The following is a 13124-nucleotide window of genomic DNA, read 5'->3' on the forward strand; positions in this document are numbered from 1 at the left end:
GCAACACTCATATTGACAACGAACAAAGGAAAACCCTGATGCCCCTGGTAACCGTAGACATGCACCGCCCACTCGCCGATCGTCGCACCGAGATGAGCGCGGCAATCCACTCTGCACTCGTGGAGGGCTGGGAGTTCCCCGCGGATGACCTCTTCCAGATCTTCACCCTGCACGATGAGGGCGATCTCTTCTATAGTCGGACCTTCCCGAACGCAGAGCGCACCGACATCATCTTTATCCGCATCCTCGCGTACAACGGGTACACCCCGGAGCAGAAGCAGCGCGCCAGCGCCCTGGTGGTGGAAAAGCTCGCTGCGCTCGGCTTCAAGCGGGACAACCTGCTGATCGCGATCACCGAGAACGGCGATGGTGACTGGCACGCCCCCGAGATTGACTCCGGCGATGTCGCGGCGTAGCGAATTCCCCGCGGATTTTGTGTGGTCCTCGGCAACAGCGGCCTATCAAGTGGAGGGGGCCGTCGCACGCGAGGGGCGTGGCCCCAGCATTTGGGATACGTTTGCCGCCCGCCCGGGAACGATTGCGGATGGGTCCACGGGTGAGGTAGCGATCGAGCATTTTGATCGATTTGCGGCGGACATCGACCTGATGGCGGGGCTGGGGCTCAACGGCTACCGGTACTCGCTGTCATGGTCGCGCATTCAACCAGACGGGCGCGGTGCGATCAACCGAGCGGGCCTCGACCACTATCGCCGGGTTGCTGAGGCGCTGCGGGAGCGGGCAGTCACGCCCTGGGTGACCCTCTATCACTGGGATCTCCCGCAGCCCCTGGAGGATGCGGGAGGGTGGCTGGCCCGCGATACGGCGGCGAGGTTTGCCGAGTTTGCGGGCATCGTAGCGACCGAGCTGGGCGATGTCGTGGGGGATTGGATGACGCTCAACGAGCCCTGGTGCTCGGCCTTTCTCGGCTATGCGAGTGGCGTGCACGCCCCGGGCCGGACCGAGGGTGCACGCTCACTCGATGCGGTGCATCATCTCCTGCTCGGCCACGGGTTGGGCACCGCCACTATTCGCGCGGCCGCCCCGGATGCTCGCGTGGGAATCGCCGTGAACCTCTACTCGGTGCGGGCGGCGAGTGACACGGCGGCCGATCTCGATGCGGCGCGCCGGATTGATGGGCTCAGCAATCGGCTGTTCCTGGAACCGCTCTTTCGTGGGCAGTATCCGCAGGACGTATTGCGGGACGCGGTCGATCCGGGATGGGAGGACCGACTCGTGCGCCCCGGGGACACCGAAACCATCGCGGCGCCCCTCGACTTCCTGGGCATCAACTACTACAGTCGGCACACCGTCGCCGGTGCCGAGGCCACCGTCACGAGCGCGGGCACTGACCCCTCGGGGACGGCCTCGACCCCCGAGGCCAGCGCCTATCCCGGAAGCGAGGGCGTGAGATTCGTGGGGACCGCTGCGCCGCGCACGCAGATGGGCTGGGAGATCCATCCCGATGGCCTGGTGGATGTCCTGCGCCAGGCACACGGGTACGCCCGCGACCTGCCCCTGTACGTGACCGAGAACGGTTCGGCGTATGCGGATGAGGTGGTGAGTGTGGCGGGGGAGCGCCGGGTGCATGATCCGGAGCGCACCGCGTACCTCGCCGCGCACGTTGATGCGTGTCTCGCCGCGATCTCCGAGGGGCTGCCGCTTCGTGGATACACCGCGTGGTCGATCCTGGACAATTTCGAGTGGGCGTGGGGGTACCAGCGCCGCTTTGGACTGGTCTACGTGGACTACGACACCCAGGAGCGCATCCTCAAGGACAGCGCCCGCTGGCTCGCTGACTTCCTCGCGGAGCGGGAGCCTGCCGCACCGGTCGAGAGCGCCTAGCGACGCGCCGTCGGCGACGTCGATTGGAGATCGTCGCCGACGGTGCGCTAAGCTATAAGAGTTCCAAGCGCGAGAGATCGCCGAGGAAATCTGGGTCTGTGGCGCAGCTGGTAGCGCACCTGCATGGCATGCAGGGGGTCAGGGGTTCGAGTCCCCTCAGATCCACCATAAATGGCGTACCGCATTCGGTGTACTCATGAGTTCCGATTAGCGGGTCACGCAATAATCTAGATCATTCACCCAAGCCGTCCTTCGGGGCGGCTTTTGGTGTTTCTGGGTCCCTGTGGCGCGTTGCTGCGGCCCGGGTCGTACTGCAGGCCATCTCGAGGGTTGCGCCCGTCGTGAGGGTGTCCCCGCCGTTTTCGGTGGCGAAAAGTTCCCCAAAGGGATGTTGGTCCGAGGTGCATAAAGAAACTGTGGCGCCGACGCCCGCGTTCCGCTAGTGTTTGGCCAGCCGCACGAACGAGACAATCGTACTACTTTGTCGTGAACTGTATTTTGACGACGAATAGCTGTGGATACCCGCTGTTTTATCCAGAATGAGATCCCACACATGCCCCCTACCCTGACACGGCCATACTTCCGTGCAAACTTCCATCTCGCAGCGGTCGCCACCGCGGCACTCATCATGATTCCCGTTGCCAGCGCTGTCCTGACCTCCGATGGCGCGGCGGCGGTACCCACACCGTCGTCGACCGCATCCACGCTCGCCGAAGTGGCGCGGCCGAGCATCTATAAGCAGACGACCGCGGGAACGTGGCTGCAGGGCGGAGCGGTGGATCCCACTCGTGACCGACTGTACCTGGCCGATGACCAGAAGGATGACACCCCGAGCCTCTCCGTTCTCAACCTGAGGAATGGAACGGCGTCGACCATTCCACTGGACGGGGAAACCTACGCGCTCGATGCGGCCGTCTCGCCCGTCGGGGGAACCGTGTACGTCGTCCACAACACCACGAATGGGTTCGTCTCCGTGGTTGATCCCGATGTGACATACACCTCGACGTCGCTGCCTCCCACCGTCGAGGTCGGGGGGAACCCTCAAAAGGTCGAGGTGGGAGCGGATGGACGCGCCTACGTCGTCAACCTGAGCGGCGATACGGTGTCGATCCTCGGACGCGCGGACGGCGCCGATAAGCTCAATGTCGTTCAGACGCTGTCGTCCGTCGTCACAGCAGGGGCAACGAGCGCGATCGACAACGACCGCAACCTGCTCTTCATCGCGAGCGAATACGCGAAGCTCGTCACCGTGATCGATACAGCGGCTAACCCCGCAGCCGTCATCGGCACCTTCCCGGTCATCGATGCCCCCACGGGAATCGGTGTGGACCCGCGAACCGGAGCGGCTGTTATCGCCAGCTCTGACAACAACGCCGTGTCGTGGTTCTCCTCCACCAACGGATGGGCGACGGCCGAAATCATTCGCAGCGAAGCTCTCGGAGCCGTGGATGCTGACACACTCTTACCGCTCTCGGTCGACGTGCTCAGGGATGGTACGGCGCTGGTCGTCACGCAGGTCTTCCCGTCAGAGACGAAGTCCTTTGTCTCCGTGATGCCCGCCGATGCGGGTGCTGCCCGGACAATCGCCGTAGGAAATCTCGCTTTCTGGGGTGTGCTGGATCCGCAGCAGGGCGGTTCGTTCTACGTACCGAACTCGGGTAACGGAAACGTCTCTGTCATTGCCAGTGTCACCCTGAGCGCCACCGCCTCATCCGTCTCCTACGGGCAGGAGGCCGAGGCCAAGGCCACGCTCGTGAGAGCAGACGGATACCCGATCACCGGTTCGATCGTCTTCACCGACTCCGCAAACGATTCGCTGGGCACCGCGACCGTTGGTGCATCCGGAACGGCGACGTTGAACCTGGGTGTAAAGCCTGTGGGAAGCTTCCCGGTCACCGCAACTGTGCAGACCCCGGTAGAGGTCGCGCTGAGCGCCACGGCATCTGCCACCACGAGTAAGGCATCGTCTGGCACATCGGTCGCCGTCACCCCCGCTGCGCTGATTGAGGGTGACAGCGCCTCGGTGACCGTGTCCGTTGCCGCGGCCCACGGAACGGTACCGGGAGGTACAGTGACTCTCAGGAACGGTCCGACGGTCGTCGGCTCGGCACCCCTGGCCGCGGGAAGGGCTACGTTGCCGCTGAGCAACCTTACCGCCGGCACCAGCCAGCTCGTCGCTATCTACTCGGGAGACGAGAATCATCAGGCTTCGGAGTCTGACGGTGTAGCTCTGTCGGTGAAGGCGCGAACCGCGGCGGCTGTCGTGAACAAGGCGACCGCAGGGGTCGGCGATAAGCTCACGATCAACCTGGCTGGTTTCCTACCTCATGAGACCATCAACCTCACCCTCCACTCTGATCCGATTGAGCTCGGATGCGTCGTGGCCGACGAGGTGGGATCTGCCGTATTCACGTTTGCTCTTCCGGAGGTCGCGGCGGGAAAGCACACCATTGTTGCTGTGGGTGCGTCCTCGAATCGCACGAGCTCAACTGAGATCCTGGTTCCCGAACCCGGAACTGACCCCGGGACCGATCCCGGGACCGATCCTGGGACCGATCCCGGAACTGACCCCGGGACCGATCCCGGGACCGATCCTGGGACCGATCCTGGGACCGATCCCGGAACCGACCCCGGAACCGACCCCGGAACCGACCCCGGAACCGACCCCGGGACTGATCCCGGAACCGACCCTGGGACTAATCCCGGGACTGACCCGGGAACCAACCCCGGAACCGACCCGGGCAAGGGCCTCCCCGAGACCGGTGCGACCGGTGTGCCTCTCGGCGTCGCGATTGGAGCGTTCGCGCTTCTGCTCGGAGTTGGCTTGCGGGTAGGGCGTCGACACGAAGAGCGCTCACGCAATTCATAGGGTCTCACGGGGCGAGCGGTGAGGTCGGGTGACGAACGTGTCGCCAGGCCCCACCTATTAGCGTCCTCTCATCGCACGCGATCGGGTGCGGGTGAGTGTGGGACGGTGGGTGCGAGCGCCAACGGTGCTCCGCGCAGTTCCGTTAAGATTTCACCCGCGCATCCGTGCCCGCTACCGCCACCGATCGGGCCTACTGACACCCGCGCATCACACAAAACCGCCGCCTCCCCTGCGGGAGGCGGCGGTCTTGTCTGTGGCTACGCGCGACTAGTTGACGTCCAGCGGGCTCGGGCCAACGCGGCCGGAGTTGTCCAGCGGGTCGAGGGCGTCGATGGCGGCGACCTCGGCGTCGGACAGCTCGAAGCCGAAGACATCGAAGTTCTCGGCCATGCGCTCCTTGCGGCTCGACTTCGGGAACACAATGAAGCCCTTCTGCAGGTGCCAGCGAATGACCGCCTGAGCCGGGGTAACGCCGTGAGCCGCGGCCGCGGCAGCCACCGCGGGGATCTCGAACAGCGGGTACTTACCCTGGCCCAGCGGGCCCCACGACTCAATGTGGGTGCCGTTCGCGGCGGCCCACTCGAGGACATCGCGCTGCTGGAATGCGGGGTGCAGCTCGATCTGGTTGATCGCGGGCACCTCACCGGTTGCGGCCACGAGTGCGTCCAGGTGCTCGGGCAGGTGGTTCGAGACGCCGATCGAGCGGGCGAGGCCCGCGTCACGGATCTCGATCATCTTGGTCCAGGCGTTGACGAACGAGTCGTTCTTCGGGGCCGGCCAGTGGCTCAGGTACAGGTCGACATAGTCGAGGCCGAGCTTGTCGAGGCTCGTGCGGATCGCGACATGGGGGAGCTCGTCGGCCTGGTGGTCAATCCACAGCTTGGTGGTGATGAAGAGCTCATCGCGCGCGATGCCGCTCTTCGCGATTGCGGCGCCAACGCCCTCCTCGTTGTTGTAGATCGCGGCGGTGTCGATGTGGCGGTAGCCCACCTCAAGCGCCTCGGTAACGGCCTTTTCGGCCTCGTCGGCCGGCACCAGGAAGACGCCAAAGCCGAGCTGGGGGATCGAGTGTCCAGAATTCAGGGAGATAGTAGGAGTGCTCATGACCCCAGCCTAGAAAGAGATAATCTAGAAGTCCAACAGTTCATACTGATGGTTTTGAGAAGTGGAACAAATACATGGATTTACGTCAGCTGGAACACCTCGTCGCCCTCGCCGATGAGCGCCATTTTACGCGGGCGGCCGAGGCCTCGGGGATCTCCCAGTCCGGGCTTTCCTCCTCGATCCGCAACCTCGAACAGGAGCTCGGCACCCCGCTCTTTGATCGCACCTCGCGGCGTGTCGAACCCACTGAAGCGGGCCTTGCGCTCATCCCGCACGCCCGACTGATGCTCGAACAGGCGGCGAGGGCACGGGATGCGGTGATTCAAACATCACACCAGGTTTCCGGATCGCTGCGCATCGGTGCCGAGCAGTGCCTCGGATTCGTGGACATCGCGGCCGTGCTCGACCGCTTCCACCGCCGCTACCCGCTCGTGGAAACCGAGTTCGTCCAGGCCGGCTCGCATGAGCTCGTGGGCAAGGTGCGCACCGGTGCGGTTGACGTCGCGTTTGTTGCGGCCACGCGTCACCTCGGCTCGCTTCCGCGCGTGGTGCTGGGTCAGGAGACCCTGGTCATCCTGCACGCCGCCGATCACCCCCTTTCCGCGGTGTCCGAACCAGGCTGGGACGACCTGGCCGGTGTGGACTTCGTGGACTTCGCGCCCTCCTGGGGCGTCCGAACGCTGAACGACGAGGTGCTTGCCGCCCACGGCGTCAACAGGCGCGTGCGCTGCACGGTCAACGACGTGCACGCGCTTCTTGAGCTCGTCGGCCGAGGCATGGGAATCGCGATCGTGCCCGAGCACGTGATCGGCAAGCCGGAGGCTCGCGAGCTCATCGTGCGCCCGTTGCCGGACGCCGCGACCGCGGACTGGACCGTCTCGGCCATCACCGCGACCGTCGCGTCCGATCATCGAACCGTGCCGGCCAACCTGCTCCTTGAACTGCTCGAATCTGGCCGCTGCCTGCCCGAGCACTGCACCCCCGAACACGCGCACCGCGAGTATGCGGCGCGAATGCTCGCCCGCTCCGGCAGTGCTGCGATCGAGACGGCCCCCGAGGTACCCCGCGCGCTCACCGCGGCCGAACGGGTTGACGCCTAGGCGCGGCACCGACTTAGACGCGGCGTAGCTCGCGGTCGAGCCCCCGTAGCAATAACTCAGGCCACTCATGCCGGGCGGCATGAGTGGCCTGAGCCATATGGGGGAACTAGCCGAGGGTAATACCGTCGGCGAAGTCCGTCGAGACGCTCACATCGCGCCAGGCCGCTGCCTCCGCGGCGAACTCGGCCCGGGCTTCGTCAACCAGACGCAGCGCATCCGAGCCGAGCATGAGGTGGGCCGGCGGTACCTCGGCATCCAGAACCTTCAGGAGCGCGGTGCCGGCGGAATCGGGGTTTCCGAGCTGGTTGCCGCTCGCGCGATTGCGGTGCTCGCGGATGGGATCCATCAGGGTGTCGTAGTCCGCGATGCTGCGGGGCACCCGCGTCATTGACGATCCGGCCCAGTTCGTGCGGAACCCGCCCGGCTCGATGCTGGTCACGTGGATTCCGAAACCGGAGACCTCCTGCCGCAGGGCGTCGGCGAGGCCCTCCACGGCGTACTTCGTCGAGTTGTAGGCGGTCAGGCCGGGGAAGGCGCGCAGCCCACCCATCGAGGTGATGAACACCACGTGTCCGGCGCGACGTGATCGCAGGAAGGGGAGTACCGCGCGCGTCAGCTCAATCACGCCGAAAACGTTCACCTCGAACTGCTGACGCACGGTCTCGAGCGGCGTCTCCTCAAAGGCACCCTCGACGCCGTATCCGGCGTTATTAACCAGGGCGGTGATGGGGCCAACCTCGCGCTCGACCCGCTCGATGGCCGGGGCAATCGCCGCGGTATCGGTTACGTCGAGGACGATGCCGTGCGCGCGACCCGGGGCGAGCGCTTCGAACTCGGTAACCTGCTCGGGGCGGCGCAGCGTGCCGACGACCGTGTGGCCGGCCGCGAGCGCGGCGGTGGCAAACGATCGGCCGAGGCCGCCGCTGACACCGCTAATCAGAATGGTGTGTGACATGAGAATCCTTAGTGTGATGGGTACTCGCGGGTGTCGCCGGCAAGAGACCGCTCAGCGCGTTGCGCGCGAGGGTGGTGGCGGAGGCCTCGTCGAGGGGGTGGTGGCCGGTCAGGCGGCGGAAAATCAGCGGTCCAAACAGGATGTCGATGACGTCGTCGATCGGTATGGTGGGGTCGGCATCGCCGCGGTCGAGCGCGCGCTGCCAGAGTTCGGCGATCGCCGCACGCCGGGCACCCAGGAAGTACTCGCGGAAATACGCGGCGCCGGTGGGATCATCCACACAGGCGGCCAGCAGCTGGGCAAAAACGGCTCCGAGGTCGCTCGCGTAGAACGCACTGACCCTGCGCACCTGCTCGATGAGGTCCTGCGCGCTGTCCCCGGTATCGGGAAGCGGCAGGGCGTGTGCCATCAGCCGGCCGAACGCCTTGGCGGCAACAGCGGTGCGAGAGGGCCAGTGCTTATAGATGGTGGCCTTACTCACGCCCGACCGGGCGGCAATCGCGTCGACGGTTGCCGCCGGATAGCCACCCTCCGTCAGAATCTCCTCGGTCGCGCGCAGCACCGATTCGTGAATGCGGTCGCTGCGCGTCCCCGTGGGGTGACACTGAATTCCCTCGGGTGTTTCGGCGGGTGGGGGCGTGGGCATGCTTCCTCCGGGTTAGCTCAGAGCCGAGAGTGCGGCCATCTCGTCCGCATCCAGGCTAATGTTCGCGGCGGCGTTGTTCGAATCGAGGTGGGCCAGCGAGGATGTGCCCGGGATCGGCAGCATTCTGGGGGAGCGGTGCAGGAGCCAGGCGAGCGCGAGCTGAGCCGGGGTGGCACCGTGAGCCTCGGCCATCTGGGCGAGTGGGCTCTCCGCGCCGGCGAGCTTGCCGGTGGCGAGCGGGAACCAGGGGATGAATCCGATTCCGTGCTCCTCGGAGTACTCCAGGAGGGCCTCGGCGCTCCGATCACTCAGGTTGTAGAGGTTTTGGACCGAGGCAATCGGGGTGATTTCGCGAGCGGCCACCAGCTGCTCGACGCTCACCTCGGACAGCCCGATGTGCCGAATTTTACCCTCTGCTCGAAGGTCGCTCAGCACGCCGAGCTGATCCGCCAGGGGGAAAGCGGGGTCGATGCGGTGCAGCTGGAAGAGATCGATGCGCTCGAGCCCGAGGATTCGCAGCGACATTTCTACCTGCTGACGCAGGTAGGCGGGCTGCCCAAGCATGGTCCATTCGCCCGGGCCCTGGCGTGTGAAACCGGCCTTAGTCGCGATCACGATGTCGTCGCGATACGGATGCAGCGCCTCGCGGAGGAGGCGCTCGGTGACGCTCGGGCCGTATGAATCCGCGGTATCAAAGAGGGTGACGCCCTGCTCGGCCGCGCGGCGAAGTACGGCGATCGCGGTCTCCGGGTCTGCGGGTTCGCCCCAGACTCCCGGGCCGGTGAGCTGCATGGTGCCGTATCCGAGTCGGGTGACCGGGAGGTCGCCGCCGAGAAGGAAGGTGCCCGAACCGGCTGCGTGTGGTGTTGACATGGTGTCCTTTCAGAACTGAACTGTACGTTCAGTTTAATTCATCGCACATCGAAGTCAATCCCCGCAGATTCGCGGTGAGCGAACGCAAAAAACCCCGAAATACCAAGGGTTTTGAGCCACGCGCGAACAAAATGTGAACCACGCGACACCAAATAGTGCAATTCAGGCATCGTCACCGGAGGCGTTGCGGCCGGGGCGTATGGTCTCGGGATGGGCCAGGCGAGGAGTTCGCCGGCCCGGGAAGGAAATCATGGCTACGTATGATGTGGCACACCGTTCGGCGATCGTCTCCGGAGCGGGAATGGGAATCGGTCGCGCGGTAGCGGAGCTGCTCGCCGCCAACGGGGCATCGGTCGTCCTGGTCGACCGCGACAGGGCCGCGGCCGAGGCCGTACGAGGCGAGATTCGCGCGCAGGGAGGCACCGCGGCCGTCCTGGTCGCCGACGTCACCAGCTCCGACTGGGGCACCGAGGCGGTACGTGTCGCCGAGGAGATGGCACCGCTCGGAATTGCCATCAATAACGCCGGCATCTCCGGCCCCTCCGCGCCGCTGACCCAGTACACTCCGGAAGACTGGCACCGGGTGATCAGCATCAACCTCGACTCGCTCTACACCGGCATGCGCGCCCAGATTCCGGCAATGGCCGCCCACGGTGGCGGGGCCGTTGTGAACCTCGCATCGATCCTCGGCACCGTCGGCCAGGCCGGCGCCTCCGCCTACGTGACCGCCAAGCACGGCGTCGTGGGTATGACCAAGTCGGCGGCGCTCGAGAACGCCGCGACCGGCGTACGCGTCAACGCCGTGGCCCCGGGCTACGTACACACCCCGATGATCGAAAAGGTCACCAACGCCGCAAGCTATGCGGCCCTCGTCTCGCTGCACCCCATGGGGCGCCTCGCGAGCGCAGAGGAGGTGGCCCAGATGGTGGTGTTCCTCGCGAGCGATGCCGCGGGCTTTGTTACCGGAAGCACCCACCTCGTTGACGGTGGCTATAGCGCCCGTTAGCCAGATGTTCGCCCCGGGCTGATCCTCAGGCCCGGGGCGGTCCCGGAACTCCCAGGGTGTCTGTCATAGGGTTAGAGTCTTCCCGTGATCTCCGACCCCGGTCGTTCCGAAAGTATTTGATATGTCTCCCTCTTCGTCCCGATCAAGAACGCGCGTCAGTGCGCGTGGACGAGCCGTCCTTGTCCTTCTCGTCGCGGCCGCCGTTTTCACTGCGGCATACGTGCTCGGGGTGCAGAACGATGCCGGTCAGCGAGCCGAGAATGCCCTCCTTCGTGCCTCCAACCTCACGAGCGACGTACCGCCCCCGCTGGACTGGGTGAGCCTGCAGAGCATCGCTGTGATTGCCGTCCTGATCGCCATCATCGCGCTCTTTCGATCGGGCGTTGGCGGAGTCGTCCACGCCCTGGCGGCGATTGCCGTCGCGGTGGTGTCGGCCAAGGCCCTGAAAAATGTGTTCCTGGAGCGCCCCGAGTTTCACCTCGAAAACCCGGGAAACTCCTTCCCCAGCGGTCATGCGGCCGTGGTCTCCGTGCTCATCATGACCCTCCTGATCGTGCTGCCCTCCACCGGGCGGTGGATCGTCATGTTGCTCGGTGCGCCCCTCCTAATCACGATCAGTGCGCAGCTCCTCGCGTACGGCTGGCACCGCCCGAGCGACGTCTTCGGCGGGTTTGCCCTCGCGCTCGGCACGCTGGCACTCGGTGCCGTGATCAGGCCCGCGCGGGGGCCGGTCCCGCCCGCAACCCCCGGCCTGCGCCGGATGCGGGCCCTGCTCATGGGTCTGGGCACCCTCGCGTTTGTTGTGGCCCTGGTTGTCGGCATGGCCGGGCTCGGAGCCGGGGTCAACGAGCGCATCCTCCTCGCCGGCCAGATTGCCGGGGGTGGCGCGGCCGTCTGGGCGCTCGCCCTGGCCTCGCTGCTGCGCATCCCCGCGCGCACGCGAACCGCCTAGCCGGCCGGAAGGCTCCGCGGCCGCGTTAGACCGGGAACGCCGTTGAGAGCAGCGTGACGTTCACCGCGGTTCCCGCAAAAATGCTCAGGAGCGCGTTGCGCTTCCACACCTGCAGCGCGATCGTCACGTTCAGGGCGATGAGGGTGGGTAGCGTGGGCGAGAGCTCGGTGAGGCTGAGATCGCGCAGACAGTACAGCACCAGAACGATCATGATCCCCGCGGGCAGCTCATCGGCGAGAAAGCGTACGGCGGCGCTGCGGCGCAGCGGAACCACCGCGAGGAGCGGCACCGCGCGCAGCGCGAACGTGATCCCGCCGGCGACGAGAACGGTGGCGGCAAGGTAGCCCGGGTCGATCATCGGGTGCCCCCGTGTTCGGTGGCGTCCGCTGCATTACCGCGCCGCCGCCGCTGGCGTAGCGCAAAGCGAGCGAGCAGCCCGACCGTCAGCAGGGTCATCGCAATCGGCAGCATGTGCTCGGGCGAGAGCAGCAGGGCGATGAGGCCCGAGAGCAGGGCGATGATCGCCGTGGGCATATCGCGGCGGGCACGGTACGCCTCGATGGCGAGCACCACGAACAGCGCGGTGAGCGTGAACTCGAGCCCGGGCAGGTGAAGCCCGAGGCGGTCGCCGGCGAGGGCTCCGATCGTGGCCCCGAGCACCCAGTACGCCTGGCACAGCAGCTGAATACCCACGATGCGGGTGCCGGTCCAGTTTTCCCCGGGCCGCCCGGTCGTGATGGCGTAGGCCTCATCGGTCAGTGCATAGGCCGAGTAGAACCGGGCTGGACGCGAGCGCACACGGTGGATGGGGAACGAGAGCGCATAGAAGACGTGCCGCACGTTCACCACCAGGGCGGTCAGCGCGATGGTACTGAGCGGTGCCGCAACCACCACGAGACCCACCAGGATGAACTCGAGCGAGCCCGCGTAGACAATGGCGGTGAAGATCGTGGCCCACCACCAGTCAAGGCCGGCCTGGGAGACCAGAAGCCCGAAGGCGAGTCCCAGTGGAAAGAGGGCTCCGCCGGCCCCGGCGGAGTCAAAGAATGCGCGCTTGAGCTCGGTGCGACGACTGGTCGCCAGCAGCCCGCTTCTCGGGCGCATATCGGTGGCCTCGCAGTCGCTGGCACCGCCCGTGTGCGGGGTGAGTGGGCGACGCGCCCGACCTCTGCGGGCACGGGTACGATCGCCACGCCGGGGCTGGGGTACGGGTTCACTGGACACAACGCAATTTTAGGAAGAATCGTGGCTTATTTTGTACCCAATGTGAACGTAGAATAGTCATTATGAGCAACAAACCAGCCCTGGATGCGATCGATCAAGAGATATTGTTACTGTTGGCCCGAGACGGTCGAATGTCAAACGTAGATCTGGCTCGGCGCGTCGGCCTGACGCCGCCCCCGTGCCTGCGCCGGGTTCGTCGCCTGGAGGAGGCCGGGATTATCTCCGGCTATGGTGCTCAGGTCGACTACACCGCGATGGGGCGCGGCTTTGAGGTGGTCGTGGCCGTGGATATCGGCGTCAATGACCGGGTCACGATGGAGAAGTTTGAGCAGGATGTGATCGCGATGCCCGAGGTGGTGGAGCTGCGCCGCATGTTCGGTCGACCGGACTACTACATTCGGGTTGCGGTATCCGATTCGGATGCCTACGAGATGTTTCTCACCTCGAAGCTCTCGACGCTGTCCCCGGTCACCCGGGTGGACTCCCACCTCACGATGAAGCTGTTCACCGATCAGACTCCCGAGGGGGATGCGCGCTCGTTCGAGCCGTAGGG

Annotated in this window: 13 protein-coding genes and 1 tRNA gene; 8 read left to right on the top strand and 6 right to left on the bottom strand. The window is 65.7% G+C overall.

Annotation, left to right across the window (positions count from 1 at the left end):
• Positions 1-38 precede the first annotated feature (38 nt).
• The 4 genes from D9V32_RS04005 to D9V32_RS04020 all read left to right on the top strand — a co-directional run bounded on the left by D9V32_RS04005 (position 39) and on the right by D9V32_RS04020 (position 4711).
• Positions 39-416, top strand: coding sequence for a tautomerase family protein (locus D9V32_RS04005; RefSeq protein WP_121647622.1), 378 nt, complete (start codon positions 39-41; stop codon positions 414-416).
• Positions 403-1842, top strand: coding sequence for a GH1 family beta-glucosidase (locus D9V32_RS04010; RefSeq protein ID WP_121647623.1), 1440 nt, complete (start codon positions 403-405; stop codon positions 1840-1842). Before D9V32_RS04005 ends, D9V32_RS04010 begins: the two co-directional genes overlap by 14 nt.
• Positions 1843-1934: 92 nt before the next feature.
• Positions 1935-2010: transfer RNA gene (locus tag D9V32_RS04015), tRNA-Ala, on the top strand.
• 385 nt (positions 2011-2395) lie between these two features.
• A complete protein-coding gene (locus D9V32_RS04020) occupies positions 2396-4711 on the top strand; it encodes an Ig-like domain repeat protein (RefSeq protein WP_121647624.1) in 2316 nt (771 codons plus the stop codon).
• Between the two features lie 267 nt (positions 4712-4978).
• Here D9V32_RS04020 and D9V32_RS04025 read toward each other — a convergent pair whose 3' ends face one another.
• A complete protein-coding gene (locus D9V32_RS04025; protein WP_121647625.1) occupies positions 4979-5815 on the bottom strand; it encodes an aldo/keto reductase in 837 nt (278 codons plus the stop codon).
• Between the two features lie 74 nt (positions 5816-5889).
• Between D9V32_RS04025 and D9V32_RS04030 the strand changes: the two genes are divergently transcribed.
• Positions 5890-6915 carry a LysR family transcriptional regulator gene (locus D9V32_RS04030; RefSeq protein WP_121647626.1) on the top strand — a complete coding sequence of 342 codons (1026 nt, stop codon included), beginning with the start codon at positions 5890-5892 and terminating at the stop codon, positions 6913-6915.
• A 106-nt stretch (positions 6916-7021) separates the two neighbouring features.
• On the opposite strand, the gene D9V32_RS04035 is transcribed toward D9V32_RS04030, so the two are convergent.
• Genes D9V32_RS04035 through D9V32_RS04045 form a run of 3 tightly spaced genes read right to left on the bottom strand, consistent with a single transcriptional unit; the run spans position 7022 to position 9389 of the window.
• Positions 7022-7870, bottom strand: coding sequence for an oxidoreductase (locus D9V32_RS04035; RefSeq protein ID WP_121647627.1), 849 nt, complete (start codon positions 7868-7870; stop codon positions 7022-7024).
• Entirely contained in the window at positions 7848-8516 is a 669-nt protein-coding gene (locus D9V32_RS04040) for a TetR/AcrR family transcriptional regulator (RefSeq protein ID WP_121647628.1), read from the bottom strand. Before D9V32_RS04040 ends, D9V32_RS04035 begins: the two co-directional genes overlap by 23 nt.
• 12 nt (positions 8517-8528) lie before the next feature.
• Complete coding sequence (locus D9V32_RS04045; protein WP_121647629.1) at positions 8529-9389, bottom strand: aldo/keto reductase; 861 nt, start codon at positions 9387-9389, stop codon at positions 8529-8531.
• 250 nt (positions 9390-9639) lie between these two features.
• Between D9V32_RS04045 and D9V32_RS04050 the strand changes: the two genes are divergently transcribed.
• Positions 9640-10395, top strand: a complete 756-nt coding sequence (locus D9V32_RS04050) for an SDR family NAD(P)-dependent oxidoreductase (protein ID WP_121647630.1) — start codon at positions 9640-9642, stop codon at positions 10393-10395.
• Positions 10396-10516: 121 nt separating this feature from the next.
• The gene (locus D9V32_RS04055) at positions 10517-11347 is read left to right on the top strand and encodes a phosphatase PAP2 family protein (RefSeq protein ID WP_121647631.1); all 831 of its coding nucleotides are present in this window, start codon (positions 10517-10519) and stop codon (positions 11345-11347) included.
• Positions 11348-11372: 25 nt separating this feature from the next.
• On the opposite strand, the gene D9V32_RS04060 is transcribed toward D9V32_RS04055, so the two are convergent.
• Positions 11373-11705 carry a branched-chain amino acid transporter permease gene (locus D9V32_RS04060; RefSeq protein WP_121647632.1) on the bottom strand — a complete coding sequence of 111 codons (333 nt, stop codon included), beginning with the start codon at positions 11703-11705 and terminating at the stop codon, positions 11373-11375.
• The gene (locus D9V32_RS04065; protein ID WP_220700647.1) at positions 11702-12571 is read right to left on the bottom strand and encodes an AzlC family ABC transporter permease; all 870 of its coding nucleotides are present in this window, start codon (positions 12569-12571) and stop codon (positions 11702-11704) included. Before D9V32_RS04065 ends, D9V32_RS04060 begins: the two co-directional genes overlap by 4 nt.
• A gap of 62 nt (positions 12572-12633) precedes the next feature.
• Between D9V32_RS04065 and D9V32_RS04070 the strand changes: the two genes are divergently transcribed.
• The gene (locus tag D9V32_RS04070) at positions 12634-13122 is read left to right on the top strand and encodes an Lrp/AsnC family transcriptional regulator (protein ID WP_121647634.1); all 489 of its coding nucleotides are present in this window, start codon (positions 12634-12636) and stop codon (positions 13120-13122) included.
• The last annotated feature ends 2 nt before the right edge of the window (positions 13123-13124 follow it).

The organism is Mycetocola tolaasinivorans (assembly GCF_003667565.1).
GTDB classification, from domain to species: Bacteria; Actinomycetota; Actinomycetes; order Actinomycetales; family Microbacteriaceae; genus Mycetocola; species Mycetocola tolaasinivorans.

Bases quoted from the DNA above. Each gene is read 5' to 3' on its own strand.
- D9V32_RS04005 (WP_121647622.1), top strand. From the start codon at position 39: ATGCCCCTGGTAACCGTAGACATGCACCGCCCACTCGCCGATCGTCGC.
- D9V32_RS04010 (WP_121647623.1), top strand. From the start codon at position 403: ATGTCGCGGCGTAGCGAATTCCCCGCGGATTTTGTGTGGTCCTCGGCA.
- D9V32_RS04020 (WP_121647624.1), top strand. From the start codon at position 2,396: ATGCCCCCTACCCTGACACGGCCATACTTCCGTGCAAACTTCCATCTC.
- D9V32_RS04025 (WP_121647625.1), bottom strand. From the start codon at position 5,815: ATGAGCACTCCTACTATCTCCCTGAATTCTGGACACTCGATCCCCCAG.
- D9V32_RS04030 (WP_121647626.1), top strand. From the start codon at position 5,890: ATGGATTTACGTCAGCTGGAACACCTCGTCGCCCTCGCCGATGAGCGC.
- D9V32_RS04035 (WP_121647627.1), bottom strand. From the start codon at position 7,870: ATGTCACACACCATTCTGATTAGCGGTGTCAGCGGCGGCCTCGGCCGA.
- D9V32_RS04040 (WP_121647628.1), bottom strand. From the start codon at position 8,516: ATGCCCACGCCCCCACCCGCCGAAACACCCGAGGGAATTCAGTGTCAC.
- D9V32_RS04045 (WP_121647629.1), bottom strand. From the start codon at position 9,389: ATGTCAACACCACACGCAGCCGGTTCGGGCACCTTCCTTCTCGGCGGC.
- D9V32_RS04050 (WP_121647630.1), top strand. From the start codon at position 9,640: ATGGCTACGTATGATGTGGCACACCGTTCGGCGATCGTCTCCGGAGCG.
- D9V32_RS04055 (WP_121647631.1), top strand. From the start codon at position 10,517: ATGTCTCCCTCTTCGTCCCGATCAAGAACGCGCGTCAGTGCGCGTGGA.
- D9V32_RS04060 (WP_121647632.1), bottom strand. From the start codon at position 11,705: ATGATCGACCCGGGCTACCTTGCCGCCACCGTTCTCGTCGCCGGCGGG.
- D9V32_RS04070 (WP_121647634.1), top strand. From the start codon at position 12,634: ATGAGCAACAAACCAGCCCTGGATGCGATCGATCAAGAGATATTGTTA.